28 protein-coding genes are annotated in these 26254 nt (G+C 61.6%); 17 read left to right on the top strand and 11 right to left on the bottom strand.

The genetic code is table 11. The features are described from left to right. Positions 1–9 precede the first annotated feature (9 nt). On the bottom strand, positions 10–1020 hold the full coding sequence (locus NKH98_RS06035) for a fatty acid desaturase (RefSeq protein ID WP_352897157.1): 1011 nt from the start codon (positions 1018–1020) through the stop codon (positions 10–12). A gap of 229 nt (positions 1021–1249) precedes the next feature. On the opposite strand from NKH98_RS06035, the gene NKH98_RS06040 reads away from it, so the two are divergent. Continuing rightward, positions 1250–2092 carry a helix-turn-helix domain-containing protein gene (locus NKH98_RS06040; protein ID WP_254818179.1) on the top strand — a complete coding sequence of 281 codons (843 nt, stop codon included), beginning with the start codon at positions 1250–1252 and terminating at the stop codon, positions 2090–2092. Between the two features lie 88 nt (positions 2093–2180). Beyond that, positions 2181–3197, top strand: a complete 1017-nt coding sequence (gene bmt, locus NKH98_RS06045) for a betaine--homocysteine S-methyltransferase (RefSeq protein WP_352897159.1) — start codon at positions 2181–2183, stop codon at positions 3195–3197. 150 nt (positions 3198–3347) lie between these two features. Here bmt and NKH98_RS06050 read toward each other — a convergent pair whose 3' ends face one another. The 5 genes from NKH98_RS06050 to NKH98_RS06070 all read right to left on the bottom strand — a co-directional run bounded on the left by NKH98_RS06050 (position 3348) and on the right by NKH98_RS06070 (position 9312). After that, positions 3348–5468 (bottom strand): vWA domain-containing protein, encoded by a 2121-nt coding sequence (locus tag NKH98_RS06050; RefSeq protein ID WP_352897161.1) that lies wholly within the window; start codon positions 5466–5468, stop codon positions 3348–3350. 2 nt (positions 5469–5470) lie between these two features. Beyond that, positions 5471–6031, bottom strand: a complete 561-nt coding sequence (locus NKH98_RS06055; RefSeq protein ID WP_352897429.1) for an RNA polymerase sigma factor — start codon at positions 6029–6031, stop codon at positions 5471–5473. 67 nt (positions 6032–6098) lie between these two features. Then, positions 6099–6854, bottom strand: coding sequence for a dienelactone hydrolase family protein (locus NKH98_RS06060; protein ID WP_352897226.1), 756 nt, complete (start codon positions 6852–6854; stop codon positions 6099–6101). A gap of 104 nt (positions 6855–6958) precedes the next feature. Beyond that, positions 6959–7648 carry a hypothetical protein gene (locus NKH98_RS06065; protein WP_352897163.1) on the bottom strand — a complete coding sequence of 230 codons (690 nt, stop codon included), beginning with the start codon at positions 7646–7648 and terminating at the stop codon, positions 6959–6961. A gap of 89 nt (positions 7649–7737) precedes the next feature. Next, positions 7738–9312: a trimethylamine methyltransferase family protein gene (locus NKH98_RS06070; RefSeq protein WP_352477608.1), complete on the bottom strand. Its 1575-nt coding sequence runs from the start codon at positions 9310–9312 to the stop codon at positions 7738–7740. A 309-nt stretch (positions 9313–9621) separates the two neighbouring features. Here NKH98_RS06070 and NKH98_RS06075 point away from each other — a divergent pair, with 309 nt between their 5' ends. Further along, complete coding sequence (locus NKH98_RS06075) at positions 9622–10320, top strand: cobalamin B12-binding domain-containing protein (RefSeq protein WP_023676506.1); 699 nt, start codon at positions 9622–9624, stop codon at positions 10318–10320. An 81-nt stretch (positions 10321–10401) separates the two neighbouring features. Here NKH98_RS06075 and NKH98_RS06080 read toward each other — a convergent pair whose 3' ends face one another. Next, positions 10402–10536, bottom strand: a complete 135-nt coding sequence (locus NKH98_RS06080; protein WP_352897165.1) for an EncA/B family entericidin — start codon at positions 10534–10536, stop codon at positions 10402–10404. Positions 10537–10600: 64 nt separating this feature from the next. On the opposite strand from NKH98_RS06080, the gene NKH98_RS06085 reads away from it, so the two are divergent. Further along, positions 10601–11230, top strand: coding sequence for a DUF1638 domain-containing protein (locus NKH98_RS06085; protein ID WP_352803960.1), 630 nt, complete (start codon positions 10601–10603; stop codon positions 11228–11230). Positions 11231–11238: 8 nt separating this feature from the next. Here NKH98_RS06085 and NKH98_RS06090 read toward each other — a convergent pair whose 3' ends face one another. Beyond that, entirely contained in the window at positions 11239–12162 is a 924-nt protein-coding gene (locus NKH98_RS06090; RefSeq protein ID WP_352805160.1) for an NAD-dependent epimerase/dehydratase family protein, read from the bottom strand. Positions 12163–12283: 121 nt separating this feature from the next. On the opposite strand from NKH98_RS06090, the gene NKH98_RS06095 reads away from it, so the two are divergent. From NKH98_RS06095 to NKH98_RS06140, 10 genes are all read left to right on the top strand, one after another. Further along, positions 12284–12859, top strand: a complete 576-nt coding sequence (locus NKH98_RS06095; protein WP_352897166.1) for a DUF4893 domain-containing protein — start codon at positions 12284–12286, stop codon at positions 12857–12859. A 79-nt stretch (positions 12860–12938) separates the two neighbouring features. Continuing rightward, positions 12939–13340 carry a hypothetical protein gene (locus NKH98_RS06100; RefSeq protein ID WP_352897168.1) on the top strand — a complete coding sequence of 134 codons (402 nt, stop codon included), beginning with the start codon at positions 12939–12941 and terminating at the stop codon, positions 13338–13340. Positions 13341–13558: 218 nt separating this feature from the next. Then, complete coding sequence (locus tag NKH98_RS06105; RefSeq protein ID WP_352897170.1) at positions 13559–14470, top strand: fatty acid desaturase family protein; 912 nt, start codon at positions 13559–13561, stop codon at positions 14468–14470. A gap of 234 nt (positions 14471–14704) precedes the next feature. Beyond that, positions 14705–15007, top strand: a complete 303-nt coding sequence (locus tag NKH98_RS06110; protein WP_352897172.1) for a virulence factor — start codon at positions 14705–14707, stop codon at positions 15005–15007. Further along, positions 15000–15623, top strand: coding sequence for a methylenetetrahydrofolate reductase C-terminal domain-containing protein (locus NKH98_RS06115; RefSeq protein ID WP_352897174.1), 624 nt, complete (start codon positions 15000–15002; stop codon positions 15621–15623). The genes NKH98_RS06110 and NKH98_RS06115 overlap by 8 nt, the downstream gene beginning before the upstream one ends. Then, positions 15620–16711, top strand: a complete 1092-nt coding sequence (locus NKH98_RS06120; protein WP_352477600.1) for a methylenetetrahydrofolate reductase — start codon at positions 15620–15622, stop codon at positions 16709–16711. The genes NKH98_RS06115 and NKH98_RS06120 overlap by 4 nt, the downstream gene beginning before the upstream one ends. Before the next feature lie 80 nt (positions 16712–16791). Further along, positions 16792–17766 carry a methyltetrahydrofolate cobalamin methyltransferase gene (locus NKH98_RS06125; protein ID WP_352646919.1) on the top strand — a complete coding sequence of 325 codons (975 nt, stop codon included), beginning with the start codon at positions 16792–16794 and terminating at the stop codon, positions 17764–17766. A 112-nt stretch (positions 17767–17878) separates the two neighbouring features. After that, complete coding sequence (locus NKH98_RS06130; protein ID WP_352897176.1) at positions 17879–19948, top strand: ASKHA domain-containing protein; 2070 nt, start codon at positions 17879–17881, stop codon at positions 19946–19948. Between the two features lie 187 nt (positions 19949–20135). Further along, positions 20136–20318 carry a hypothetical protein gene (locus NKH98_RS06135; RefSeq protein WP_352477599.1) on the top strand — a complete coding sequence of 61 codons (183 nt, stop codon included), beginning with the start codon at positions 20136–20138 and terminating at the stop codon, positions 20316–20318. 269 nt (positions 20319–20587) lie between these two features. Beyond that, positions 20588–21571 carry an alpha/beta hydrolase gene (locus tag NKH98_RS06140; RefSeq protein ID WP_352897178.1) on the top strand — a complete coding sequence of 328 codons (984 nt, stop codon included), beginning with the start codon at positions 20588–20590 and terminating at the stop codon, positions 21569–21571. Positions 21572–21577: 6 nt separating this feature from the next. Here the strand turns inward: NKH98_RS06140 and NKH98_RS06145 are convergent, their stop codons facing one another. Beyond that, on the bottom strand, positions 21578–22477 hold the full coding sequence (locus NKH98_RS06145; protein ID WP_023676521.1) for a LysR substrate-binding domain-containing protein: 900 nt from the start codon (positions 22475–22477) through the stop codon (positions 21578–21580). Positions 22478–22707: 230 nt separating this feature from the next. Between NKH98_RS06145 and NKH98_RS06150 the strand changes: the two genes are divergently transcribed. The 3 genes from NKH98_RS06150 to NKH98_RS06160 all read left to right on the top strand — a co-directional run bounded on the left by NKH98_RS06150 (position 22708) and on the right by NKH98_RS06160 (position 24649). Then, positions 22708–22893, top strand: coding sequence for a hypothetical protein (locus NKH98_RS06150; RefSeq protein WP_023719925.1), 186 nt, complete (start codon positions 22708–22710; stop codon positions 22891–22893). Between the two features lie 335 nt (positions 22894–23228). After that, entirely contained in the window at positions 23229–23363 is a 135-nt protein-coding gene (locus NKH98_RS06155) for a hypothetical protein (protein WP_013894968.1), read from the top strand. A 347-nt stretch (positions 23364–23710) separates the two neighbouring features. Then, positions 23711–24649, top strand: coding sequence for a GlxA family transcriptional regulator (locus NKH98_RS06160; protein WP_302895626.1), 939 nt, complete (start codon positions 23711–23713; stop codon positions 24647–24649). Between the two features lie 31 nt (positions 24650–24680). Here NKH98_RS06160 and NKH98_RS06165 read toward each other — a convergent pair whose 3' ends face one another. Continuing rightward, positions 24681–25466 (bottom strand): ABC transporter ATP-binding protein, encoded by a 786-nt coding sequence (locus tag NKH98_RS06165; RefSeq protein ID WP_352897180.1) that lies wholly within the window; start codon positions 25464–25466, stop codon positions 24681–24683. Further along, positions 25463–26239: an ABC transporter permease gene (locus NKH98_RS06170; protein ID WP_023676527.1), complete on the bottom strand. Its 777-nt coding sequence runs from the start codon at positions 26237–26239 to the stop codon at positions 25463–25465. Before NKH98_RS06170 ends, NKH98_RS06165 begins: the two co-directional genes overlap by 4 nt. Between the last annotated feature and the right edge of the window lie 15 nt (positions 26240–26254).

Here is a 26254-nt window from a genome sequence, read left to right on the forward strand (position 1 = left end):
ACGCAAGAATCACTCTTTCGGCGGCTCGGCGGGTACCGGTGCGCTGCCAAGCCCATTGAGGCTGCGTGCCCTGACACGCGGCTTGAATGCGCGTCCCGGTTCCGGCATGCGCCGCAGCACGGGGTGGACAACCGGCTCCTTCGCCTTGAAGGCATAGGCCTTGAGCAACGCGAAGTAGTTCGGATAGGCGTAGCCATTGTTCATCCGCAGCCACTCGTCGCGGCGGTCGCGAAACAGTTTCGGCAGCCTGTACCAGGCCACCGTCGGGCTCTTATGATGGACGAAATGTAGATTATTGTTGAGGAACAGGAAGGACAGCGGCGAGCGCTCGACGATGATCGTGCGGCCTTCCGGATGTTCCGACCATTGGTGCTCGGCGTAGGTGCGGATCGAAATCAGCGATTGTCCCAGCCATACCGGCACCAGAACGTAAAGCCACAATGGCATGCCGAAGCCGAACTGCACGATGGGCAGCACGATGGCGAGGCCGATAGCGTGCAGCAGCCAGGCCTTGCGGACGACCTTGTCGCCCGCGACGACCTGCCTGGCGTCGCCGATGAAAAAGCCTATGCAGGACAGCCACGGGCCCAGCACGAAACGGCCGAGCATTGTATTGTTGATCTTCAGCAGGAATTTCATCGCCGACGGCAGTCCCTCGTGCTGCCAGAGCGCCTTGTAACAGCTTTCGGGATCGTCGAGCGGATCGGTCAGGCGCTCGTCTGCATGGTGGCGCAGGTGAATGGTCTTGAACCGGCGAAACGGCCAGACAAGGCCAATCGGCAGGAACACAAACGCTTCGTTGAGCCGCGCGTTCCGGGTTGGGTGGCCGTGCAGGACCTCGTGCATCAGCGAGGATTGCAGCGTCGCAATCAGGGTCAGAAAGGCGAGCGCCAGCAGCGGGTAGGATGGCCAGAGCAGAAAGCCGGCAGCGAGCCAGCCGCCGTAGCAGAGAAGTGCGAGAAATACGGTCGGCCATTCGATGGCTGCTGCGCCGTGTCGCCTATTGCCCATGCTCGTCATGCTATCGACCACTGCCTTCCAGTCGCCGGAACCCGTTTGATTCCTGACAGCATTGTGTCAGGAGTGTTGCATCGGGGCAACGCGATAAAGCGCACAAACTGTTGCGATTGCGCATTTTCAGCTGCATATATTATGCATTGTAAACAACGAACGGGATTCATTTACGCCTGAAGCTCCGCGCTCGCAGGTTTCAGCGCAAATTTTTCCTCCTATCGAGTGGGACGGCGATTTGGACAAACGCGACCTGTCGACGATCTTTCGTGAGCGCCTGAAAATGCTCTTGACAAGGTCCGATTTGAACCAGTCAGCGTTCGCCGGTGCGGTTGGCATCGACCGTTCGGCACTGTCGCAGCTGCTCTCCGGCGGCTCGACCCGCCTTCCCCGTGCTGAAACGCTGCTTAACATCGCCGCCGAATTCAAAGTCTCGCTCGACTGGCTGCTCGGCCTCAGCCACGACGAGGGCGTCACCGGTGAAATCCGCGAGAGCCTTGAGATCGAGGAGGCGCCGGACGGCTTCGACCGCACGCTGCTGGCTCGCTGGCATGCCGAGGCGGCGGGAACGAAAATCCGCTACGTGCCGGCCGGCATTCCCGATCTTCTGCGCACCGAGGCGCTTGTCGACTATGAAGCCGTCATCGCCAACAAGAGCCGCGAGGCACAGGCCGGCGAAACGCAGTATCGCATCGACTACAACCGACGGCCCGAAACCGACATGGAAGTCTGTATGCCGCGCCACACGCTGGAGATCTTCGCGCGCGGGCTGGGCGTGTGGGACCGCTTTCCGGAGGCCGACCGCCACCAGCAACTCCTGCACATGGCGACACTGCTCGACGACCTCTATCCCACCTTCCGCCTGTTTCTCTATGACGGGCGGATGCGCTATTCGATCCCCTACACGATCTTCGGACCTTATCGCGCTGCCATTTACGTCGGCGACATGTATCTGGTGCTGAACGCCACGCAGCCGATCCGCATCCTGACCAGCCATTTCGACAATCTGATCCGTGCCGCGGACGTCAACGCGCATGAGGCGGCCAGCTTCACACGAAAGCTGGCGGAGATGCGATTTTGACCGGTTGTTTCCCACGCCGACATTGACGTCACATAAAGAATTCTTTATATCGTTATCTCAATAATTCTCCGGGAAGGCGTATTCCACAATGACCAATCCGATCGACGCGCTGCTTGCCGAAAAGGGCGTCCTGCTCGCCGATGGCGCCACCGGCACCAATCTGTTCGCCATGGGCCTTGAGGCCGGCGAGGCTCCCGAGCTCTTGAACGAGACCGCACCCGATACCATCACCAGCCTGCACCAGAACTTTGTCGATGCCGGCGCCGACATCATCCTGACCAACTCTTTTGGCGGCACCCGCCATCGGCTCAAGCTGCATCATGCGCAGGACCGGGTCTATGCACTGAACAAGCGCGCCGCCGAGATCGCAAGCGCCGTTGCAAAAAAGGCCGGCCGCAAGGTGATCGTGGCCGGCTCCGTCGGCCCGACCGGCGAGCTGCTGGTACCGCTTGGCGCCATGACCTATGACGAGGCGGTCGGGGCCTTTGCCGAGCAGATCGAGGGGCTGAAGGCGGGCGGCGCCGAAGTCGCCTGGATCGAAACCATGTCGGCGCCGGACGAGATCCGTGCCGCCGCCGAAGCCGCCATCCGCGTCGGCCTGCCGTATACCTATACCGGCTCCTTCGATACCGCCGGCCGCACCATGATGGGACTGCTGCCGAAGGACATCCACGGCGTCGTCGATGGCCTGTCGCAGACACCGCTCGGTGTCGGCGCCAATTGCGGTGTCGGCGCCTCCGACATTCTCGCCTCCCTGCTCGACATGACCGAGGCGAGGCCGGAAGCAACGGTGATCGTCAAGGGCAATTGCGGCATTCCCGAATTTCGCGGTGCCGAGATCTACTATTCCGGCACACCCGAGCTGATGGCCGATTATGTGCGCCTAGCCGTCGATGCCGGCGCCAAGATCGTCGGCGGCTGCTGCGGTACCTCGTTCCAGCACCTTGCCGCCATGCGCAAGGCGCTCGATGCGCACACCAAGTCGGATCGCCCGACCGTCGAGCAGATCGTCGAACGCATCGGCCCAATGCGCAACAAGCAGGCTACGGTCAACGTCGCCGAGACCAGCGAAGCCCGCCGCGAGCGGCGCCGCGGACGCGCCTGACGCTTTCGTCTGCGACATGGTCCGCGCGAAGCAGTGCGGCGCCGAAAAAAAGGCCGGCAAGGTTTCCCTCGCCGGCCTGCCTCACCCGCCCGTAGGCCGGTTCCCCCTATCAGAACGATTCCATCTGAAAGAAACCGGCCGTCATTGCCACTACCGGTTACCGCCGAGCGCCGAGGCAAGGCGCACAAGCGAGAGGAACTCGGACCGGTATCCAAACGGGTCGGCTCCTCTGGCGGCGGTGGCAATCTGCATGATCTTGTCGTAGCCGAACTTCGCGGTCGCATCCTCGTCGCGCAGCTTCTGGCCGAAGGCAGCAACGGCAACGGAGAAACGCTGGTCGGTGCTGGCCTGGTCGAACGACGCCACTTCGTTGGCTGACGTCACTGTCGTGGTGATCAGCTTCGAAGTGTCCTCGTTCGGCAGCTTGTAGCGGATCTTGACGAAGGCATATTCGTCGGCATTGGCAACACCGCCATTGTTCACCGAGGCCTGGCCATAGCGCAGTTGATCAATCTGTTCGCCGCCGCTGCCCTTAGGCGTGATTTCGTAGATCGCTGTGACCGAATGGCCTGAGCCGATCTCGCCGGCGTCGACCCGGTCATTGTTGAAATCCTCGCGATTCATGGCGCGGGTCTCGTAGCCGATCAGCCGGTACTCCGAAACCTTGTTCGGGTTGAACTCGACCTGGATCTTCACGTCCTTGGCGATGGTGAACAGTGTCGAGGAGGCATCCTCGACCAGTACCTTCTCGGCCTCCGCCAACGTATCGATATAAGCAGCGGTGCCATTGCCGTTCTGGGCGATGGTCTGCATCATCTGATCGTTCAGATTGTCGCGGCCGAAGCCGAACACCGACAGGAATACGCCTGTCTTGCGCTCCTTTTCGATCAGCCGCTTCAGATCGTCATCGTCGGTCTGGCCGACATTGAAATCACCGTCGGTGGCGAGCATCACCCGATTGATGCCGTCCTTGACGAAGGATTTCTGCGCCAGCCTGTAGGCTTCCTTGATGCCGGCCTCGCCTGCCGTCGAGCCGCCGGATGTCAGATTATCGATGGCAGCGAGGATCTTGTCCTTTTCCGAAGCCTTGGTGGGCTCCAGCACGGTACCGGCATCGCCCGCATAGGTGACGATCGAGACGGTGTCGTCAGGTCTCAGCTTGTTGACCAGCAGTCGGAAGGCCGACTGCAGGAGCGGCAGCTTGTCCTGCTCGTTCATCGAGCCCGACACATCGATCAGGAAGACCAGATTGGCCTTGGGCTGCTCGGCCGGCTTCACGTCGAAGCCCTTGATGGCGACATGCATCAGCTTGGTGTGCTCGTTCCACGGCGTCGGCATCACGCTGACGGTCGAGTTGAACGGCGCCGAGGCGGAGTCCGGTCCCTTCCAGTCATAGGGGAAGTAGTTGACCATCTCCTCGACGCGCACCGTATCGGCTTGCGGAATAAAACCTTCCTTCAGCGAGCGCCGCACGAAGGAATAGGAAGCGGTGTCGACATCGATAGAGAACGTCGAGACCGGATCTTCCAGTGCGGCATGCACCGGATTGGTCTTGAAATTCTCGATGCGATCGCGGTTTTTCTTTTGCGGCAGCATCTGGTCTGCCGGCGCAGCGGCAGGCTGCTGTGCCATCAGCTTGGGCTCGGCGACCGTGCCAGGCATGAGTCCGACCCGCGCGCCGCCATCGACGGCCGGAGCCGCAGTGCTGGTGCCGCCATTCAGCACAAACTCGCCACTCTGCGCCGGTTCGGGAGCATTGCGGGTGAACACGTCCTGCTGGGTCAACCCGCCGACTGCGGTCGATTCCGCTTTCGGCGGCGATGTCGGCGCCACAAGCGCCTCGCCGGCGTTACGGCTTTCGCTGTCGGCGTCCGCCTTCTTCTGCTTGTCTGCTTCGGCCACGACCGGCGGTTTGACGGTCGCCGGCTTGTCGGCCAGTGTCTCAGTGATCTTATCGTCCCCGCCGAATTCGGGCCCGCTGAATGTGGATTCCCCAAGCATGTACATGGCAGCGTATCCGGCGATCGGCAGGGCAACGAGCCCGGCGATGGCCGGCGTGGCGAAGAGTTTCTTTTGCATGATTTCGCTCCAGAGCCTTTGTGCTCGCTCTGTGAGACGAAGCCCGCTTGCCGATCCTTGGGCGGCCGGTAAAGTTTTTTCTTCCATGTCATAGGCGCGCAGCGCGGCCTGGAGGGCACGCGCCTTTGCGTCCGCGTCCGGCGCCGGTGCCGCGATGTCGCGCAGTCTGTTGAGTTCGTTGTCGTCGACCATGGTCACACTTCCCCGGCTGAACGTATCAGCGTCTTCAGCCGTTTCTTCGCTTCATGGATGTGCCAGGAAACCGTCGTCTCCGAGATCGCCATCGCCTCGGCGGCGGCTGCATGGCTCAGCCCTTCGCCATAGACCAGCAGCACCGCGTCGCGCTGCTTGTCCGGCAGCTTGCGCACCGCCGCCCAGAGCGCCTCGGCCGGGTCTTCCGGCTCAGCCGAGATTTCCCCCGAAATCAGGACATAGGCGCCATAGGCATCGGTCTTGACCGTCTCGCGGGCGGTCTTGCGCATCATGTCGCGCGCCGCATTCAGCGTCATGGCGTAGAGCCATGTCGTGAAGGCGCCGCTGCCATGATAGTCGCGGATCGCCCGGCCAAGCCGGACGCAGACTTCCTGGGCGATATCCTCGGCGTCGGCCTTTTTCCCGCACCAGCGATAGGCGGCGCGATAGACGAAACCGTAGTGCCTTTCGAGCAACTTGCCGAAAGCACCCCGATCTCCGCCCTTCGCCCGCCCGATCAGTTCAGCGTCGGAGGCTTCGCTTTCGTCCAGCATCATCGCCATCATTGCCTGTTGGACGAAGGCTAATGGCTGTTCCTTGGGGCGATGGAAAGAATTTTCTGGCGCGCCGTCACGTCGTAACGGTTGGCGTGCCCTGACCGAGCGTCTCCGCGAACAGCGTCGTCAGCCGCTTCCAGTGGCGCTCGGCGCCGGCTGCATCGAAGGCGCTGTGGTCCGGCACGCACCAGCCGTGCGCCATGCCGGCATAGTTCTCGATGACATGGTCGACCTCGGCCGCGCGCAGCGCTTCGGCCAGCCGCGCCGCTTGCGCGGGCGGAAAGCTGCGATCAGTGCCGGCCGTACCGATATAAACCCTTGCCTTGAGCGAAGCGGCCTTCCGGTGCGGACTGTCGGCGGCGTCACCAGCCAGATTGCCGCCGTGGAAACTGGCCGCGGCAACGATGCGGCCGGGATAGCTGGCCGCTGCGTTCAGTGCCCGCGCTCCACCCATGCAGTAGCCGACAATGCCGACCGGCCCGGCCAGTCCTTGCGCAGCGAGCGCATCGAGGAAAGCGCCGCTGTCGCGGATCGTCTTTTCCTGGGTCGTGCCTTCGAGGAGACCTGTGATTGCGGTCTTGCTCCTCTCGTCGCCGAACGCAGTCTTGGGATCGAACGGACCGTAGGGCGCATTGCGGTAAAAGAGGTCCGGCACAAGCACCGCATAGCCCTCGCCCGTAAGCCGCTCCGCCATCTGATCAAGCGCCGGTCGCGGACCGAAAACGTCCATGTAGAGGATGATCGCTGCCTTGGCTGGGGCCGCCGAACGGAACAGCCGGGCCTTGGCAATGCCGTCGCTTGTCTTGATCCGCATCGCTTGCGTGGCCATCATCCGCTCCGTTGATCTGACCTGCGATAGATACCCGCGGTGACCGTCGCCGCAAGCTGTAGTGAGGCGATCTGCTTCAAGATTTCGTGCGGCATTCGGCGACGCTACAGACGCGCGAATGCTGCCATGTGAAAGGCCTGAACTTCGGCCGGATAGCGATAGTCGGTGCCGTATGGACAGGCGTTGCGATCAAGGCAGCCGCCGGTCCGGCAGGGCGCGCCGTTTTGCCCGCGCACATGCGCCAGACAGGTTTCATGTGCAAAACCATCCGCCGAATAAGCCTCTACCGGACAGGATTTCAGGCAAGGTTTTTCCAGACATGTGTCGCAAAGGTGAATCATGCCGCGGGGTTCTTGGAGCGCAATTTTGTCTTCGAACAGCAGCGCGCCGCGATAGGCATGCCAGAGCCCATATTTCGGATGCATGAGAATGCCGAGCGGTGACGGCTTCAGCCCCTCCGCACGTATCGCCCATTGCTGGAACGGCAGATAAGGCCTGTCGGACGGTGACACCGCGCGCGCCCCGAATTTTCCGGCCACCGCGCCGATCACTTCGCGCGACCATTTGTCGAGCGGATCGTCGATCGGCTGTGACTGTTTCTCCAGCCAGCGCAGGAAGTGCGGCCAAGGTGCGGCACCCGCCTGCCCCACCACCAGGACGGATCTGGCGGCAGCGCCGGAGAGATCGGAAGGCGCCTTCTCAGCGCCTGCAAAATTGAAGCCGCCGCGAAGCATGAGACCGTGTGCGGAAAGTGCCGCCGCGATGGTTTCGACCATGCTGCGCTCGAGGATCATCCCTTCTTGTCCGGGTCGGAGAAGGCGCTCCGCCAGACTTCCTTGTGGATGATGTTGGCGACTTTAGCCCCGCCTGATTCGGGCTCCTTTCAGGTGAAGGCGTCGGCCATCGACGCCTTCTTCCTGGCAATGAAGTCCTTCAGCCCGTCGTCGATACCCGGATCGAGATGCGGCGCCTCGTAGCTTTCCAGCCAGCGGCGGGCGAGCTCGTTGGCGCGCTGCGGCGCGGTTTTTTCGCCTTCGGCCAGCCATTGCTCGTAAGAATTATTGTCGGCAATGTTGGAACGGTAGAACGCGGTCTGGAAATTCGCCTGGGTGTGATCGCAGCCGAGATAGTGGCTGCCCGGGCCAACCTGGCGGATGGCGTCCATCGCCTGGCCGTTTTCCGACAGGTCGACGCCTTGGGAGAACTTCTGCGTCATGCCGAGCTGGTCGATATCCATCATGAACTTTTCGTAGCAGGAGGCGAGACCGCCCTCGAGCCAGCCGGCCGAATGCAGCACGAAATTGGTGCCGGCGAGGATCGTCGAGTTCAGCGTGTTGGCGCTCTCGTAGGCGGCCTGCGCATCGGGGATTTTTGAAGCACAGAGCGAACCGCCGGTGCGGAACGGCAGGCCGAGCCTGCGGGCAAGCTGTGCGGCGCCATACGAGACCAGCGACGGCTCCGGCGTGCCGAAAGTCGGCGCGCCCGACTGCATCGAGATCGACGAGGCGAAGGTGCCGAACAGAACCGGCGCACCGGGCCGGATCAGTTGTGTGAACGATGCCCCGGCCAGAACCTCGGCCAAAACCTGTGTCAGCGTGCCGGCGACCGTCACCGGGCTCATCGCACCGGCAAGGATGAACGGCGTGACGATACAGGCCTGATTGTGGCGCGAATAGACCTTCAGCGCTCCCAGCATGGTCTCGTCGAAGACCATCGGCGAGTTGGCATTGATCAGGCTGGTCAGCACCGTGTTGTTCTCGACGAAATCGTCACCAAACACGATCTTGGCCATCGCCACCGTGTCTTCAGCGCGCTCGGGCGCGGTCACCGAGCCCATGAACGGCTTGTCCGAATATTTAATATGGCTGTAGACCATATCGAGATGCCGTTTGTTGACCGGCACATCGACCGGCTCGCAAACCGTGCCGCCCGAATGGTGGATCGACGGCGCCATATAGGCGAGTTTTACGAAATTCCGGAAATCCTCGATCGTCGCATAGCGCCTGACGCCGTCGAGATCGCGCACGAAGGGCGGTCCATAGACTGGCGCGAACACTGTCGCGTTGCCGCCGATCTGCACCGAGCGCTCGCCGTTGCGGGCGTGCTGGGTATACACGGACGGAGCGGTCTTCAACAGCGAGCGGCAGAGGCCCTTGGGGAAATGCACCCGCTCGCCCTTGACGTCGGCGCCCGCCTCTTTCCAAAGCTTTAGCGCCTCGGCGTCGTCGCGGAAGATGATGCCGATCTCCTCCAGCACCGTGTCGGTGTTCTTTTCGATCAGCGCCAGCCCTTCCTCGTCCAGCACTTCATAGACGTTGATCTTGCGCTTGATATAGGTGAGCTGTGTGCCGGGGCCGCCGCCCGAACGTGCAGCCCGTCGGGCTGCGGCGCCACCGCTGGCAGCGCGCCCGCGCCGCGCGTTTGACGCTTCCTGATCGACCGGCGCGTTCTCACTCATAATCGTTCTTCCCTGGCTTTCGTTCTGGCCTTGATTTACTCCGGCCGGGCTCTTGTACCGGCCTGAAATCCGTTTGCGGCCGCATATTGCGGTCTCTGGCCGGATCGTAGCCATGCACCCTATTCGAAACGGCCCGCCAGCGCCAACGCCTGTCGCAAAATCGACAAGAATTCCAAGAGATTTACGGTCGCTTTCGTTTTGCGGGAAGTCGCAAATCAGCTATGGACAACCGGCCCATGCGGGTTAGGTATTGGCGCGATATTTTTAAGCTGCCGCGATAGTTGTAGCCGGCAAGGAGCCTGAGAAAAAATGGCCGACGACGAGATCATCCTTTCGGAACTCTCCGACGACGAGTTGGTGCAGCAGATGCACGACGATCTTTATGACGGGTTGAAGGAAGAAATCGAGGAAGGCACCAATATCCTTCTCGAGCGCGGCTGGGCGCCTTACAAGGTGTTGACCGAGGCTCTGGTCGAAGGCATGCGCATCGTCGGTGAGGACTTCCGCGATGGCATCCTGTTCGTTCCCGAAGTGCTGCTGTCGGCCAACGCGATGAAGGCCGGCATGTTCATCCTGCGTCCGCTGCTTGTCGCCACTGGCGCGCCAAAGCAGGGCAAGATGGTGATCGGCACCGTCAAGGGCGACATCCACGATATCGGCAAGAACCTGGTCGGCATGATGATGGAAGGCGCCGGCTTCGATGTCATTGACCTCGGTATCAACAATGCGGTCGAAAAATATCTCGATGCCATCGAAAAGCACCAGCCCGACATCATCGGCATGTCGGCGCTGCTGACGACGACCATGCCTTACATGAAGGTCGTCATCGATACGATGAAGGAAAAGGGCATTCGCGACGACTATGTTGTGCTGGTCGGCGGTGCGCCGCTCAACGAGGAATTCGGCAAAGCCGTCGGTGCCGACGCCTATTGCCGCGACGCCGCGGTGGCAGTCGAGACCGCCAAGGACTTCATGAAGCGCAAGCACAACGTCCGCGCTTCGGCCTGAGCCAATAAGTCCGGCACCAACGAGAAAAGCCGCGCCTTGCAGTGCGGCTTTTTTATTCCCAAATGTTTAGAGCCGTGCGGATCAGGGTTTCTTGACGGTATCGTCAACAGCCTTAGCAGTGGATTTGATGTCCTTACCGACGCCGCGCACCGTGTTGGCGCAGGCCGAAACAGCCAAGGCGCAGGCGAGAAGCGGCGCAACGCGGAACAATTTCATGATTGGTGTCTCCCTCAGCATATAAATTCGCTGGACAGCAACGAAGATGGATTAGACTGGTTCCATGACTACCGCGCGAAAACAACAATCCGATCAGGGCGACAGGCTGCTCGTCATCGCCTGTGGGATGATTGCGCGCGAGGTTTTGGCGGTCAAGGAGCAGCTTGGGCTCGACCATCTCGACCTGACCTGCCTGCCAGCGGAGTTCCATTTCTATCCGGACCGCATCGCGCCGGCCATGGACAAGGCTATCGAGAAGGCCAAGACCGACGGCTACAGACACATTTTCGTCGGCTATGCCGATTGCGGCACGGGTGGCTTGCTCGATCGGGTCTGCGAGAAGCATGGCGTCGAGCGCATGGCCGGGCCGCATTGCTTTGCCTTCTACCAGGGCATGGATGCCTATGCGAAAGTCGCCGATGACGACATGATGTCGTTCTACATGACCGACTTCCTCTGCCGGCAATTCGATGCCTTCTTCATGAAGCCGCTCGGCCTCGACAAGCACCCGGAGCTGATCAAGGACTATTTCGGCAATTACGAGAAGCTGATCTATATCGCTCAGACCGACGACCCGGAACTCGACAAGGTCGCCGAAAAGGCGGCGAAAATGCTCGGCCTCGCCTATGAGCGCCGCTCGACCGGCTATGGCGACCTGACGAAGGAGCTGGCCAGCGCTGCAATCCTGGCTTGACGGTACTTCTAGGCAAGGCCTTCTTCAGCTTCGAGCCCGGCGAGCACATCGGCAAAGCTCGTCTTGCAGACGAAACCCAGCCGGTCCCTCGCTCGCGACGCATCGTAGACCCGGTCGATCGACGAAAAAATCGTCCAGCCTTTCTTCGCGTAGAGTGCCGGATAATCCGGAAAATAGCGTGCGACGACCGACGGTGCATCGGCGATCAATGCCGCGCAATCCTCGGGCTGGAACGGTGTTGGTGCCGAAATGATGAAGATGTCGAAGCCCAATTGCGGTGCTTTCTCCAAGGCAGCGATATGGGCATCGGCAGCATCCTCCACCGTCAGCCGGCGAAACAAAAGCTCATTGGCTTTGGTGTTGGCGTCCGACTGTTCGATCACGTGCGCCATATCGTCTGCTTCGGGAAAGAACCGAGCGGTGCGCAGTACGATCGACGGAAGGCCGAACTGGAGCTGGTAAAGGCGACAAAGATGTTCCGCGGCAAGCTTGGTGACGCCATAGATGTTGCGTGGCTCCGGCGACATGTCTTCCGTCAGCCATGCCGCCTTGCGCGCGCTTCCCGTGAAACCGGCGCGTATGGCCTCGGAAATCATCAGCGATGTCGTCGACGTAAACACGAAGCGCTGAACCGCGAATGCAGCGGCCGCATCGAGCAGGTTGAGCGTGCCGCGCACATTCGTCTCGACGAAATCCTCGTTGCGATAACGTTCGATGTCGGGCTTGTGCAGCGCGCCGCTGTGGATGATGGCCTCGATGCGGTTCTCCTCGACCGCCTGCATGACCAGGTCGCGATCGGCGACTGAGCCGACGATTGGAGTTTCCGAAGACGGAACGGGATCGAGGCCGGTGACGTCATGGCCGAGGGCCCGCAGGCGCGGTGCCAAGGCGCTGCCCAGCCAACCCGACGATCCCGTCAGCAAGATCCGCATTCTTTCCACCTCGTTTCCGCTGTCGATGCCCAAGCACGGATGACAGAACGTGGCGAAACATTAAGGTATGCGCCAGACAAGAAAACGGGCTGCTCCAGCCATCAACAGGGAAACGCCACCGATGATCGCTCGCCTCATGTTTGCCGCAGCAACTGTCCTCTGCTTGACCATGCCCGCGTTCGCCGATGGCGAGGTGCAGAAGTTGATAACGGCTGCCGACAAGGCGCGGCTCGACAAATATGGCGAGACGCGCAAGGCAGCGCTTGACGAGGCGAAGGCCGGCGATCCAGCCGAGGTCAAGCAGCTCGACGCCTTGCTGGCAAAGCCGCTGGTTTCCTTCTCCGACAACGACCTGACCGGCAAGTGGCAATGCCGCACCATCAAGGCCGGCGGATTGAGCCCGCTCGTCATCTATGGCTGGTTCAAATGCAAGGTGAGCGACGACGGTTCCGGCTGGAGACTGGAAAAGATCACCGGCTCGCAGCGCACCAAGGGCCGCTTCTTCGACGATGGCGAGAAACGCGCGATCTATCTTGGTTCCTTCTACGTCAACGACGATCCGGCAAAGCCCTACGGCAGCGGCCCGGAAAGCGATCAGGTCGGCTATGCCTTCCGCAACAGCGCCAGCGAATGGCGCATCGAGTTCCCGGCGCCCTATTACGAATCGAAGCTCGACATCCTCGAATTCAAGCGCTGAGCCCTCCGATCATCAAGGGTTAACCCGGTCAGCCTAGCATTCGCACGCAAAGAACAGGTCTTTGCGGAGGTCGCGAACCATGGCACGGTCGGAACCAAACCAACGACCGATCGTCGTCGTCACCGAAGGCGGCTCGCATATCTGGGCGATCGTCAACGCGGTCGCCGATCAACTTGGGCCGGTCAGCGTCATCCTCGAAGCCTCTGAATCCAAAAAGCAATTACTGCTCGCCCGGGCGCGGCGGCAAGGCTGGACCTCGGCCATGGGCCACGATGGTGCTGACGCGCCTCGGCAAGCGCTTCTTCGCCGGCCACGAAGTCGGGACGCTACCCAGCTCAGGCAGCGCCGCCATTTCTCATTTCTGAACAGAACACACCATCAGTTGCCGTTCGATAGCCGCGTGGTTCGAACGGCTATCTTCGGCGGAAGTTTTTTAGCCGACCATTCACGAAGAATTTTGATTCCAAAAAATACCCGATAGGAATCGCCACCAAGAAACAAAGGACAATTGGGCCGATCAGTTTGAGCGCAATGATGATGCCGGCACCCAATAGGACGTAGAACGAAAAGAACCAGAATTTATGCAATATCGACCAGCCCCGATTGCGCCTCCACAATACACGAGACGAGCCTTCGCTCAACACGGCGTCTGGTGACGCGCCGATTTACCGGATGCCCACCCCCCGCTAACATTGCATCATGAGCGACATCGACCACCGCACCATCATTGCCGGCCTTTCGGTCGAGGACCGTCGCGACCTCACCGCCAGGCTTGACTGGCCAGGCATTGTCCGGCTGGCCGCCCATGGCGGGCTGGTTATCCTGCTGGGCGCGTTGATCGCCGCCCGCATCCCGTTCTGGCCGCTTCTCGTCTTGCCGCAGGGAATCCTGATCGTCTTCTTCTTCACGCCGTTGCACGAGACCATCCATGAAACGGCGTTCAGGACGGCGTGGCTCAATCGCGCTGTTGCCGCCGTGGCCGGCTTCCTGATCCTGCTGCCGCCGGCATGGTTCCGCTATTTCCATTTCGCCCATCACCGCCATACGCACGACCCGGAAAACGACCCCGAACTGAGGGCGCCGAAGCCGGAGACCGTCAGCCAATATCTGCGCTATCTGTCGGGCGGCCCCTATTGGATCGCCATGGGCCGCGTGGTCGCAACCAATGCGGCTGGCCGCAATCGCGACGGCTTCGTACCGGAAAAGAGTCGCGGGAAGGTGGTTGCCGAAGCACGGCTGTTCCTTATCGGTTATGCCGTGTTGCTGGCAGCATCTCTCGCCATACAGTCGGCGCTGCTGTTGTGGGTCTGGATCGTGCCGATGCTGGTAGGACAGCCGTTTTTGCGGGCCTACCTGCTGGCCGAGCACGCGTTGTGCCCGCATGTCGCCAACATGCTCGAGAACACCCGCACCACCTTCACCAACAGGCTGGTGCGCTTCGCGGCCTGGAATATGCCATACCATTCGGAGCACCATTCCTATCCGGCCGTTCCCTTCCACCGCCTGCCGCGCTTCCATGAGATCGTCGCGGAGCATCTAGGCACGACCGAACGAGGTTACGTGCGCTTCCACAGGAAGCTGGTCGGCAGCTTCGATGGCCGCGCCGGCTGATCTGTGCTGAAAGACTCCGCTTTCAACCGCGGCCGTCGATTGCGTCGCTTTTGAAGGCCCCCGCGTCGTCCCATAACAAGCAGCCCAACAGCGCTTCCGGCAATGCTCGAAACCACTGCATTGGCCCAAAACATCGGAATCGATCTTTGGAGGGCACGATGCAGCGGAGTTAGATGGTAGAGCATCGTTTGTGCGTTCGATTGGACGCGCGGCGCTCTGCAGGAGCAGGAATTCATGGCCGATCTGATCGTCGTCTACTGGCGCGACATCCCCGCCCAGGTCATCGTCAAAAAGGGCCGGCAGAACGCCAAGCGCGAACTGCCGCTGCGCTTCACCGAGGCGATCGACATGTGCGCCATGCGCACCGGCGCCGGCGGCACCGACGACTATCTTGCCGAATGGCGCAAGACAGAACCCATCCTAGTCGGTGACGATCTTGAAGCCGAGGCCGAGAAGGCTCTTCAGGAAATCGATGCGAAATACGACCGCGAGCGGCTGGTCGCTCTGGTCAAGGCGGGCGGCAAAGAAAATGTCTGATCCCCAATCAATGCCGGCGACGACGGCTCAGACCGGCCTGACGCAGGCGACCATCGTCAGGAAGGCGGCGCCGAAATCCGACTACAAGCCGGCCGACGTGTCGCCGCAGCGGCGCGTGCAGCGCTCGTTTGCAGTGCGGCTTTGGTCGGTCCGGCATTCGCGGCTGCTCGAATGGTTTTACGCCAAATTCGCCGATATGTTTCTGCTCCTCCACCCGCTGTGGAAGGGCATCGGCTACAGCCGCGTCGAAGGACCGGTGAAATTCGTCGAAAAGCGCGTCAAGGGTTTCATGTTCGACTGCCGCATGTGCGGCCAGTGCATCCTTTCCTCGACCGGCATGTCGTGCCCGATGAACTGCCCCAAGCAACTGCGCAACGGCCCTTGTGGCGGTGTCCGCGCCAACGGCAATTGCGAGGTCGAGCCTGATATGCCCTGCGTCTGGGTTAAGGCCTGGGAAGGCTCGCGGAACATGGTGCATGGCGACAAGATTTTTGACGTGCAGAAACCAGTCGACCAATCCTTGCGCGAGACCTCCGCGTGGCTGCGCGTCACCGCGCAGGCGGCGGCCGCCCGCGATGCGGCCCGGAACATTACCAACACTGGAGCGTCGGCATGATTGGCCGCCAGCCCGACGAGAATCCGGCCGGCATCCATTTGCCGCTCGATCCCCTGCCCGGCCACACCTCGCGTGGTCGCCTGGAGCGCGTATTGAGACGCGGCGAATTCGCAGTGACGACCGAGCTCAATCCGCCCGACAGCGCCGATCCGGAAGACGTCTACAACCGCGCCAGGATTTTCGACGGCTGGGTCGACGCCATCAATGCCGTCGACGCTTCCGGCGCCAACTGCCACATGTCGTCGGTCGGCATCTGCGCCCTCCTGACCCGCATGGGCTATGCCCCGATCATGCAGATCGCCTGCCGCGACCGGAACCGCATCGCCATCCAGGGCGACGTGCTTGGGGGTGCTGCGATGGGCGTCGCCAATATGCTCTGCCTGACCGGCGACGGCGTGCAGGCCGGCGACCAGCCCGGCGCCAAGCCGGTGTTCGATCTCGACTGCATGTCGCTGCTCGAAACCTGCCGTATCATGCGCGACAACGGAAAATTCCTGTCCGGCCGCAAATTGACGACCCCGCCGCAGCTTTTCCTTGGCGCGGCCATCAACCCGTTCGCGCCGCCGATCGATTTCCGGCCCTATCGGCTTGGCAAGAAGATCGCTGCCGGCGCGCAGTTCGTGCAGAGCCAGTATTGCTTCGACGTGCCGATGTTCCGTACCTACATGCAGAAGGTCCGCGATCTCGGCTATACCGAGAAATGCTTCATCCTGTGCGGCGTCGGGCCGCTGGCCTCGGCCAAGACGGCCAAATGGATCCGCTCCAACGTGCCGGGCATTCACATTCCCGATCAGATCGTCAAGCGCCTGGAAGGCGCTCAGGATCAGAAGAAGGAAGGTAAGCAGCTCTGCATCGACATCATCAATGAGGTGAAGGAAATTCCCGGTGTGTCCGGCGTTCATGTGATGGCCTATCGCCAGGAAGAATACGTCGCCGAGATCGTCGACGAATCCGGCGTGCTGAAGGGCCGCCGGCCATGGAAGCGCGAAATCCGCCGCGACGACCAGCTCGTTGCCGACCGGCTCGACCACATACTGCATGACGACCTCACCGAAACCCAGGTCGACATGGTCAAAACCGCGCATTGACAGCGCGAATCGTCAGCATTCGCTTGATCACAAACAGATAACGATATAAAGAACTCTTTATATCACGATGGAGAGATTTCATGACCCGCACCATCGTCGCATCGGCGACACGAGAAATCATCATCGGCTTCGATCAGCCCTTCTGCGTGATCGGCGAGCGCATCAATCCGACCGGCCGCAAAAAGCTCGCCGCCGAAATGATCGCCGGCAATTTTGAGACCGTCATCAAGGATGCGCTGGAGCAGGCCGCCTGCGGCGCGACCATGCTCGACGTCAACGCCGGCGTCACCGCAGTCGACCCCAACTCCACCGAGCCGGCGCTGCTGGTGCAGACGCTGGAGATCGTGCAGGGCCTGGTCGATCTGCCGCTGTCGATCGACTCCTCGGTGACCGCCGCGATCGAAGCGGCGCTGAAGGTCGCCAAGGGCCGGCCGCTGGTCAATTCCGTCACCGGCGAGGAGGAAAAGCTCGAAGCCATCCTGCCGCTGATCAAGAAATACAACGTTCCGGTCGTCGCCATTTCCAACGACGAGACCGGTATTTCGATGGACCCCGATGTGCGCTTTGCCGTCGCCAAGAAGATCGTTCAGCGCTGTGCCGACTTCGGCATTCCGGCGCATGACGTGGTCGTCGACCCGCTGGTCATGCCGATCGGCGCGCTTGGCGATGCCGGCCGCCAGGTATTTGCCTTGCTACGCCGGCTGCGCGAGGAGCTCAAGGTCAACACCACCTGCGGCCTCTCCAACATCTCGTTCGGCCTGCCGCACCGTCATGGCATCAACGCCGCCTTCATCCCGATGGTGATCGGCGCAGGCATGACCTCGGCGATCATGAACCCGGTGCGGCCGCAGGAAATGGAAGCGGTGCGCGGCGCCAACGTGCTGAACGGCACCGACGAGAACTGCACCAACTGGATCAGGACATACAAGGACTACAAGCCTGCTGAAGGCGGCCAGGCCGTTGCCGCCCGGACGCAGGTCAACGCGCCGGGCGATGGCAATGGCAATGGCGGACGCAGGCGCGGCGGCCGCGAAGCTCGGATGGCCCGGGGTTGAGCCATGGCTTGGCCGACACGATATGGGTTTACGACTGGGGAGGAACCGAAACACCGCGGCATCGCTGCCGTGGCCAAGACCCGAGCAGCGTAGAAAGTAAAGTCTGGAACGAATGAACTCTCCCGTCAACATCACTGATCCGCTCGTGCTGTTCATGCCGTCGGGCAAGCGCGGGCGGTTTCCGGTCGGCACGCCGGTTCTGGATGCCGCGCGCCAGCTTGGTGTCTACGTCGAGAGCGTGTGCGGCGGGCGTGCCACTTGCGGGCGTTGCCAGATCGAGGTGCAGGAAGGCAATTTCGCCAAGCACAAGATCGTCTCCTCCAACGATCACCTCTCGCCCAAGGGCGCCAAGGAAGAGCGCTACGAGCGCGTTCGCGGGCTCCCCGAGCGGCGCCGCCTGTCCTGCTCGGCACAGATCCTCGGCGATCTCGTCGTCGACGTGCCGCAGGACACCGTTATTAACGCGCAGACTATCCGCAAGGACGCCGATACCAGGGTCATCGCCCGCGATGCGGCTATCCGCATGTGCTATGTCGAGATCGAAGAACCCGACATGCACAAGCCGCTCGGCGACCTCGACCGTCTGAAGATCGCGCTGATGAAGGACTGGGGCCTCAAGAGCCTCGATTTCGATTTCCATCTGTTGCCGCAGGTGCAAGGCATTTTGCGCAAAGGCAACTGGGCCGCGACGGCCGCCATCCACAAGGACACCGACAGCGAGACCGCGCGGGTCATCGCCCTGTGGCCTGGCCTGAAGAACGAGGCGTACGGGCTTGCCTGCGATATCGGCTCGACCACGATCGCCATGCATCTGGTGTCGTTGCTGTCGGGTCGGGTCGCCGCCTCGTCGGGCACCTCCAATCCGCAGATCCGCTTCGGCGAGGATCTGATGAGCCGCGTCTCTTACGTGATGATGAACCCGGACGGCCGCGAAGGCATGACGGTCGCCGTGCGCGAGGCCATTTCGGGCCTCGTCGACAAGGTCTGCGCCGAAGGCAACGTCCAGCGTAACGATATCCTGGATTCCGTTTTCGTCGGTAATCCGATCATGCATCATCTGTTCCTCGGCATCGATCCGACCGAGCTCGGCGGCGCTCCCTTCGCGCTAGCCGTCTCCGGCGCCGTGCACATCAAGGCATCGGATATCGGCTTGAAACTCAACCAGGGCGCCAGGCTTTACATGCTGCCTTGCATTGCCGGCCATGTCGGCGCTGATGCGGCTGCAGTGACGTTGTCGGAAGGCCCGCACCGGCAGGACGAGATGATGCTGATCGTCGATGTCGGTACCAATGCCGAGATCGTGCTCGGCAATCGCCAGCGGGTCGTGGCGGCCTCCTCGCCAACCGGCCCGGCGTTCGAGGGTGCGGAAATCTCCGGTGGCCAGCGCGCCGCACCGGGTGCAATCGAGCGCGTCCGTATCGATCCCGAAACGCTGGAGCCGAAATACCGCGTCATCGGCTCGGAACTCTGGTCCGACGAGCCGGGCTTCCTCGACAGCGTGCAGGCGACCGGCGTCACTGGTATTTGCGGCTCCGGCATCATCGAGGTGGTCGCCGAGATGTACCTCGCCGGCATCATTTCCGAGGACGGCGTCGTCGATGGATCGCTGAGCGGCCACTCGCCTCGCGTTGTAGCCAATGGCCGCACCTTCTCCTATGTGCTGAAGGAAGGCGAGCCCAAGATCACCATTACCCAGACCGACGTGCGCGCCATCCAGCTTGCCAAGGCGGCGCTTTACGCCGGAACCAAGCTTTTGATGGAAAAGCAGCACACCGAACATGTCGACCGTATCCATTTTGCCGGTGCGTTCGGCTCGTTCATCGATCCGAAATACGCAATGGTGCTGGGCCTGATCCCGGATTGCGACCTCGACAAGGTCTCGGCCGTCGGCAATGCGGCCGGCGCCGGCGCCCGCATGGCGCTCCTGAACCGCGGCTATCGCCGCGAAATCGAGGAAACCGTCAGCAGGATCGAGAAGATCGAGACGGCGCTGGAGCCGAAATTCCAGGAACATTTCGTTTATGCCATGGCGCTCCCAAATAAGATCGACCCGTTCCCCAAGCTGTCGGCGGCGGTGAAACTGCCGCCGCGCAAGACGGTGAGCGAAGACGGCATTGCCGGCGACGCCGCCCCGAGGCGCCGTTCGCGCGAAGGCCACGCCGCGCGGCGCGGGCGGGGATGACTTGCCTCCGCTAGGCTGTCAGCCTTTCCATTTTCATTTGTATGCAAATGTTTCCAGATCGCGCCGATCTCGAAACGAAATCGCGTTTTCGTGAAATCCGCCAGATACATGTGCGGAGCATTTAACCGGCATCGAACGGCAGGCAGAAACAGTTTTCGGCCACCGCAACGCTCCAAAGGAGATCAAGATGTCGATGTTCGGAAGCCTCGGCCGCTATGGTGCGGCCTTCAAGAAAACACGTGAAGCGCGCAAGTCGCTGCGCATCCTCAACAGCTTGCCGCCTGAGATCCAGAAGGACATTGGCTGGCCGGTGTCGCCGCGTTCGAGCGAAAGGCAGCTTTCGGTCGGCTGGGGCATGCAGCGCGGATGAACTTCATCGACAAATGCAAGCTGCTTGGTATTCGCCGGGGCCGCAATGCGGCTCCGGCTGCACCCAGCAATTGGCTGCGCGCCGCACTGCCGCCGCGGCGCTGAGCTGCCCAGGTGGGCTGGCGACTTCATGGACCGGAGGCTTTATCGCCAGCTGGAGTCAAACCACCGTGTTGAGATTGCATAAATATTGACTTTTTTGGTGGCGACACAATCTTCAAAATAGTCGGGGGTTCTCTTAGTCGGCTCAGCCGAAGTCCGTGTATCTGCATGCCCAGTCTCAAAAGCCACGTCGTTTCGTTCGTGCTCAGGTACAGCCGTAAGAAGGCGTTTTCCAGCCCGGAGAACCTGCAGCGCTGGATCGCCTATGCGCGCAAGACGGAAAACCATCGGCCGCCTGCGTCGCTGCGGTCGCGCCTGGAGATCACAACCCGCACGATCAACGGCTTTCCCGTCTACGAGATCGCGCCCAAGGCTGGTGAGCGGAGGCGGATTCTCTACCTGCACGGCGGCGCTTACGTCTTTGAAATCACCCCCTATCATTGGCGGCTGATCGCCGACATGGCCGACCGCCTCGGGTTCGGTATCACCGTGCCGATCTATCCCATTGCTCCCGAACACGATTTCCACGCCATGTTCGGTATGGTCGGCGCCGTCTACCGCCAGATGTTCGGCGAAACCAGGGCAAATGACATCATCTTCATGGGCGATTCCGCCGGCGGAAACATGGCTGTCGTGCTGACCATGATGGCTGCGCAAGACGGCCTGCCCTTGCCATCACGCCACGTGCTGATTTCGCCCGGCCTCGACGTGTCGCTCGCCAACCCAGAAATGTATGAGGCCGAACGCAACGATCCGTGGCTGGGCATTGCCGGCGGCCGCGAGGCGATCCGGCTTTACAGCGCCGGCATAGATCCCACCGACTGGCGCATCAGCCCGGTTTACGGCGACCTGTCGGTGCTGCCCAAAACGCTGCTGCTGACCGGTTCACGCGACCTGCTGACCCCCGACAATCTGATCTTCGCGGAAAAGGCGCGCGTGGCCGGCGTCGAAATAGAGGTCGTCCACGAGCAAGGCATGTTCCATGTCTGGCCGTTGATCGACATGCCGGAGGCGCGGCGCGCGCGGGACAGCATCGTTGCGTTCTTGACCAACGAAACTGACAGTTATCATGCCAAGGCAGGAGAGTTGTCGCTGCAAAGGGCAGACCGCGACGGAACCCCTCGCGATCTGGTTGCGCCGCTCAGGTCGTAGTTTGGCTCAGAACTTCCCAGTTTCCCTGAACATCTCAAACGTTGCGCGGATATGGTCAGCGACTGCCTTCACCGGCGCGCTGGCGTCCGGCGTCACCACCATGGCGAGGTTGTAGGTGCCGATGTCTGGCATGCCGTCCTTCGGGCACAGCTCGACCATGTCACTGCCGAGGAACGATTTCGGCAGCGGCGCGACTGCAAGATCCGCCATGATCGCGGCGCGCTGGCCGGCCGTGTGCGCGCTCATATAGGCGATACGGTAGTTGCGGCCCTCGCGGCCAAGCGCCTCCAATGCACCCGCCCGCCAGGCGCAGCCTTCTTCCCACAAGGAGACCGGCAGCGGCTCGCGCAGATGCGCACAGCCCCCCTTGGCACCGGCCCAGACGATAGGCTCGGTGAGCAGTACTTCGGCGCCGATCGCGCTGGTCTTGTATGAGTTGGTGAGCAGCGTGATGTCGAGTGCCCGATCGTCCATGCGACGGCGCAGGTTGACGCTCTGGTCGATGGTGACGTCGACCGCGATGGAAGGATGCGACTGTGCGAATCGCTTCAGCACATGCGGCAGCACACGTTCGCCATAATCGTCCGGCGAGCCGAGCCGCACCACCCCGACAATGTCTGGAATGATGAACTTCGACACCACCTCGCGATTGATCGACAGCAGCCGGCGCGCATAGCCGAGCAGCATCTCGCCATCGGTGGTCAGCGTCACCGAACGGGCGTCGCGCGCGAACACCGAGCGCCCGAGAATGTCCTCCAGCTTCTTGATCTGCATGGAGACGGCCGACGGCGTGCGGAAGACCGCATTCGCCGCAGTGGTGAAGCTGCCGGTCTCGGCGATTGCGACGAAAGTGCGCAGAACGTCGAGATCGAGCAGCGGCAGCGGATGATTGAGTGGGGCGTTCATGGCAAGCGACCTTCAATTTTTCTGATGCAAACCATCATTCCATTTCGTTTGATTGAACATCAGTTTGGGAGGATAGTCAACTCCATCGAAGGCAGGACGCATCGAAGTGGTCCCGAAACAACCATGACACGGACCTGCAATCGATACGAAATGAAGCTGAAACAAACCCGGTGTACCGCCTGACGCTGCAAGCGCCGGGACAATCCCGGCCCAACGCGAAGGAGAATGAGATGTCTATCCTGTCATCCATCGGTCGGATCGCGACCGAGTTCAGCGAGGCCCGTGCCCGCTACCAGACGGAACGCGCCATCCGCGCGCTGCCGATTGAACTGCAGAAGGATATCGGCTGGCCCGAAGCTGCCGATGCCAAGACCGGCACTCGCCATGGTGTGGGATCTTGGGCTGGAGCGAAGTAAACCGTGTGTATCAACAGCTGAAGGCCTGCCGCGCAGATCAGCCCGGCAGGCCTTTTTGTTTGTATTCAAATGATTTTCCCGAGCCATGTCGCCGTCGCATGCCGCATATGAGCAAGTCGCATAGCAGCCCGCACTGGCAACCAACACATTGTAAATAATCGAAAATCCTGGGCAGGTTGCCCAAATTTGTCGCATTCCGTGTCGCTTTTCATATCAAGTGCTTCGCTTTTGCGATTTAGTTTCCCCTCACGTAAGCCTATATGATCATCAACAAACGAGCTGCCCCACTCCATCAAGCGAAGGCGACCCGTCTGAGCAACTGAATGGAGATGATCATGAAGCTTTTTGCCCGCCTCTTTGCCCGCCGCGAAATGAACCTGACGACCGCGCTCGAGCGCCAGCGCCTGGCCAACACCATGCCCGGCCAGACCGGGGCCATGGCTGCCGCGCGCCTCGGCTTCGTCGCCTGAGACAGCAATCCTGGCGGAAGCAGCCCAGCGCTGCTTCGAAGTCGATCCAGCGCCGCCTCGGTTTTGCCGAGGCGACGTTTTCGTGTGCGCAGACTGCGTAGGCTCGTTGGTCGGTCCGGCGGCCTGTCACGTCCTTCGCCGCATAGCGATTGCCCATTTGCGACCCGTGTCGCAAATAAATTCGCTCCGTTGCCATCTAGCCAATTGACAGGAAACGTCTTTCCTGATGTCGCTATGCTGATCGCGACATCCTGTTCGCGCCATTGCAGCGTGAGGATCTACCCGTGAACGTCGTAAAGCACCCGATCCGGCGATCGTTTGTATTCTTCCTGGTCCCCGATTTCACCATGATCGCCTTCGCGACGGCGCTCGATCCGTTGCGTTCGGCCAACCGCATGCTCGGCTATGAAGCCTATCGCTGGCGGCTCGCCAGTATCGACGGCAAGCCGGTGCGCGCCTCGAACGGTGTCGAATGCGCCGTCAACACCTCGCTGGAGGAAGAGCGCAAGAAAATGTCCGGACCGGACCGGCCGAACATGGCCATCGTCTGCAGCGGCATCAATGTCGAGCGCTACCAGAACAAATCGGCCTTTGCCTGGTTGCGCGAGGAGTACAATCGTGGCGTTGCCGTCGGCGGCCTGTGTACCGGCGCGCATATCCTGGCCGCAGCAGGCCTGTTGTCCAACAAGCGCTGCGCCATCCATTGGGAGAACCTGCCGGGCTTTTCCGAGGCGTTCCCCAAGGCCAATGTCTTCGCCGACCTCTTCGAGATCGACCAGAACATCTACACCTGCGCCGGCGGCACCGCCGCCCTCGATATGATGCTGAAGCTGATCGGCGACGATTTCGACGAGAGCCTCGTCAACCGTGTCTGCGAGCAGGTGTTGACCGATCGCGTGCGCAGCCCGACCGACCGCCAGCGCCTGCCGCTGCGCGCCCGCCTTGGCGTGCAGAATTCCAAGGTGCTGACCATTATCGAGCTGATGGAAGCCAATCTCTCCGAGCCGCTCTCGCTGATCGAGATCGCTGACCATGTCGACCTGTCGCGCCGGCAGATCGAGCGCCTGTTCCGCACCGAGATGGGGCGCTCCCCTGCCCGTTACTATCTGGAGATCCGCCTCGACCGCGCCCGGCACCTGCTGATCCAGTCGTCGTTGCCGGTGGTCGAAGTGGCGGTCGCCTGCGGCTTTGTTTCCGCCTCGCATTTCTCCAAATGCTATCGCGAGTTGTACGCCCGCTCGCCGCAACAGGAACGCGTCGACCGCAAGCAGCTTCTGGCGGCCTGATCGGACCATCGGCTGAACGAAGCCCGCCGAGTCAATGCACTTCGGCCGTGCGCATCGCCTCGACGCGGATATCTTCCGTCAGCCGCGCCTTCAGTGCCGAAAACTCCGGGCTGGTCTTCAGCGTGTAGTGGCGCGGATGCGGCAGGTCGACGGCAACGTCCGACTTGATGCGGCCGGGCCGCGCCGTCATCACCACCACGCGCGACGCCATGAAGATCGCCTCCTCGATGTCATGGGTGACGAACAGCACCGTTTTTTGCCGGCGCTCCCATATGCCGAGAAGCAGCTCCTGCATCAGCCCTCGGGTCTGGTTGTCGAGTGCTCCGAACGGCTCGTCGAGCAGCAGGATCTCCGGATCGTTGGCCAGTGCCCTGGCAATCGCGGTGCGCTGCTGCATGCCGCCGGAAAGCTGCTTCGGCCAATGGCTTTCAAAACCTCTCAGCCCGACGAGATCGACGTAAGAAGCCACGATTTCGTTGCGCTCGTGCTCGGCCATTCCACGTTCGCGCAGCCCGAAGGCGATGTTCTCGGCGACCGTCAGCCACGGAAACAGCGTATAGGACTGAAAAACCATGCCGCGGTCTGGACCGGGCCGGTCCACCACCCTGCCGTCGAGCATAACACGTCCCCCACTCGGCGCTTCGAGGCCGGCGACGATCCTGAGCAGCGTCGACTTTCCACAGCCGGATGGCCCCAGGATGGTGATGAAGTCGTTGGCGGCGACCGCCAGATCGATCGGCATCAGCGCCTTGACCGGCTGCCCACCGCCGACACCAGTGAAGGTGCGCGAGACGCCTTCGATGAGCAGCTTGCTCACGCCAGGCTCCATGGAAACAGCCAACGGTTGAGCGCCTTGAAGGCGAAATCGGACAACAGCCCGATCAGGCCGATGACGATGATGCCGAAGATGATCTGCCCTGTCGCCAGCCGCGACTGGCTGTTGATGATCATGTAGCCGATGCCCGACGACGAGCCGATCAGCTCGGCGACGATGACATAGGTCCAGGCCCAACCGAGCACCAGGCGCAGGGTTTCGGCAATCTCGGGCGCATTGGCCGGCATGATCACGCGCCGCACGATGCCGTTGTCGGACGAGCCAAGCGTGTAGGCCGCCTCGACCAGGTCGCGCCGTGTGCCGCCGACCTTGACCGCGATGATCAGGATGATCTGGAACACCGAGCCGACGAAGATCACCAGCAGTTTTTCGAGCTCGCCAACGCCCGCCCACAGGATAAGCAGCGGAATGAAGGCCGATGCCGGCAGATAGCGGGCGAAGGAGACGAACGGCTCCAGGAACGCCTCCACGGGCTTCCAGGCACCCATCACGATGCCGAGTGGCACGGCAACGATGGCCGCCATCAGGAACCCGCCGAAGACGCGCCAGATGGTGATAAGGATGTCGAGCCAGAAGCGGTCCTCGACCAGTAGCCGCCAACCGTCTCTCACCATCGACAGCGGATCGGCAAGGAAAATGCGATTGACGTGGCCGCCAAGCGTGATCCACGCCCAGAACGCCACGAACAGCACGAAGAACGAAATGCCGAGCACGGTGCGAATGCCCGGCGAGACCGGATGCAAGGGGCGCGGCATCTTCGACCGTCCTCT

The sequence above is a fragment of the Mesorhizobium sp. M0833 genome (assembly GCF_040319905.1).
Classification (GTDB): domain Bacteria; phylum Pseudomonadota; class Alphaproteobacteria; order Rhizobiales; family Rhizobiaceae; genus Mesorhizobium.

What these genes read in the sequence shown, in the direction of transcription:
- NKH98_RS06035 (WP_352897157.1), bottom strand. Translation starts at nt 1,020, where the DNA reads ATGACGAGCATGGGCAATAGGCGACACGGCGCAGCAGCCATCGAATGG.
- bmt (WP_352897159.1), top strand. Translation starts at nt 2,181, where the DNA reads ATGACCAATCCGATCGACGCGCTGCTTGCCGAAAAGGGCGTCCTGCTC.
- NKH98_RS06050 (WP_352897161.1), bottom strand. Translation starts at nt 5,468, where the DNA reads ATGGTCGACGACAACGAACTCAACAGACTGCGCGACATCGCGGCACCG.
- NKH98_RS06055 (WP_352897429.1), bottom strand. Translation starts at nt 6,031, where the DNA reads ATGGCGATGATGCTGGACGAAAGCGAAGCCTCCGACGCTGAACTGATC.
- NKH98_RS06060 (WP_352897226.1), bottom strand. Translation starts at nt 6,854, where the DNA reads ATGGCCACGCAAGCGATGCGGATCAAGACAAGCGACGGCATTGCCAAG.
- NKH98_RS06065 (WP_352897163.1), bottom strand. Translation starts at nt 7,648, where the DNA reads ATGATCCTCGAGCGCAGCATGGTCGAAACCATCGCGGCGGCACTTTCC.
- NKH98_RS06070 (WP_352477608.1), bottom strand. Translation starts at nt 9,312, where the DNA reads ATGAGTGAGAACGCGCCGGTCGATCAGGAAGCGTCAAACGCGCGGCGC.
- NKH98_RS06075 (WP_023676506.1), top strand. Translation starts at nt 9,622, where the DNA reads ATGGCCGACGACGAGATCATCCTTTCGGAACTCTCCGACGACGAGTTG.
- NKH98_RS06080 (WP_352897165.1), bottom strand. Translation starts at nt 10,536, where the DNA reads ATGAAATTGTTCCGCGTTGCGCCGCTTCTCGCCTGCGCCTTGGCTGTT.
- NKH98_RS06085 (WP_352803960.1), top strand. Translation starts at nt 10,601, where the DNA reads ATGACTACCGCGCGAAAACAACAATCCGATCAGGGCGACAGGCTGCTC.
- NKH98_RS06090 (WP_352805160.1), bottom strand. Translation starts at nt 12,162, where the DNA reads ATGCGGATCTTGCTGACGGGATCGTCGGGTTGGCTGGGCAGCGCCTTG.
- NKH98_RS06095 (WP_352897166.1), top strand. Translation starts at nt 12,284, where the DNA reads ATGATCGCTCGCCTCATGTTTGCCGCAGCAACTGTCCTCTGCTTGACC.
- NKH98_RS06100 (WP_352897168.1), top strand. Translation starts at nt 12,939, where the DNA reads ATGGCACGGTCGGAACCAAACCAACGACCGATCGTCGTCGTCACCGAA.
- NKH98_RS06105 (WP_352897170.1), top strand. Translation starts at nt 13,559, where the DNA reads ATGAGCGACATCGACCACCGCACCATCATTGCCGGCCTTTCGGTCGAG.
- NKH98_RS06110 (WP_352897172.1), top strand. Translation starts at nt 14,705, where the DNA reads ATGGCCGATCTGATCGTCGTCTACTGGCGCGACATCCCCGCCCAGGTC.
- NKH98_RS06115 (WP_352897174.1), top strand. Translation starts at nt 15,000, where the DNA reads ATGTCTGATCCCCAATCAATGCCGGCGACGACGGCTCAGACCGGCCTG.
- NKH98_RS06120 (WP_352477600.1), top strand. Translation starts at nt 15,620, where the DNA reads ATGATTGGCCGCCAGCCCGACGAGAATCCGGCCGGCATCCATTTGCCG.
- NKH98_RS06125 (WP_352646919.1), top strand. Translation starts at nt 16,792, where the DNA reads ATGACCCGCACCATCGTCGCATCGGCGACACGAGAAATCATCATCGGC.
- NKH98_RS06130 (WP_352897176.1), top strand. Translation starts at nt 17,879, where the DNA reads ATGAACTCTCCCGTCAACATCACTGATCCGCTCGTGCTGTTCATGCCG.
- NKH98_RS06135 (WP_352477599.1), top strand. Translation starts at nt 20,136, where the DNA reads ATGTCGATGTTCGGAAGCCTCGGCCGCTATGGTGCGGCCTTCAAGAAA.
- NKH98_RS06140 (WP_352897178.1), top strand. Translation starts at nt 20,588, where the DNA reads ATGCCCAGTCTCAAAAGCCACGTCGTTTCGTTCGTGCTCAGGTACAGC.
- NKH98_RS06145 (WP_023676521.1), bottom strand. Translation starts at nt 22,477, where the DNA reads ATGAACGCCCCACTCAATCATCCGCTGCCGCTGCTCGATCTCGACGTT.
- NKH98_RS06150 (WP_023719925.1), top strand. Translation starts at nt 22,708, where the DNA reads ATGTCTATCCTGTCATCCATCGGTCGGATCGCGACCGAGTTCAGCGAG.
- NKH98_RS06155 (WP_013894968.1), top strand. Translation starts at nt 23,229, where the DNA reads ATGAAGCTTTTTGCCCGCCTCTTTGCCCGCCGCGAAATGAACCTGACG.
- NKH98_RS06160 (WP_302895626.1), top strand. Translation starts at nt 23,711, where the DNA reads ATGATCGCCTTCGCGACGGCGCTCGATCCGTTGCGTTCGGCCAACCGC.
- NKH98_RS06170 (WP_023676527.1), bottom strand. Translation starts at nt 26,239, where the DNA reads ATGCCGCGCCCCTTGCATCCGGTCTCGCCGGGCATTCGCACCGTGCTC.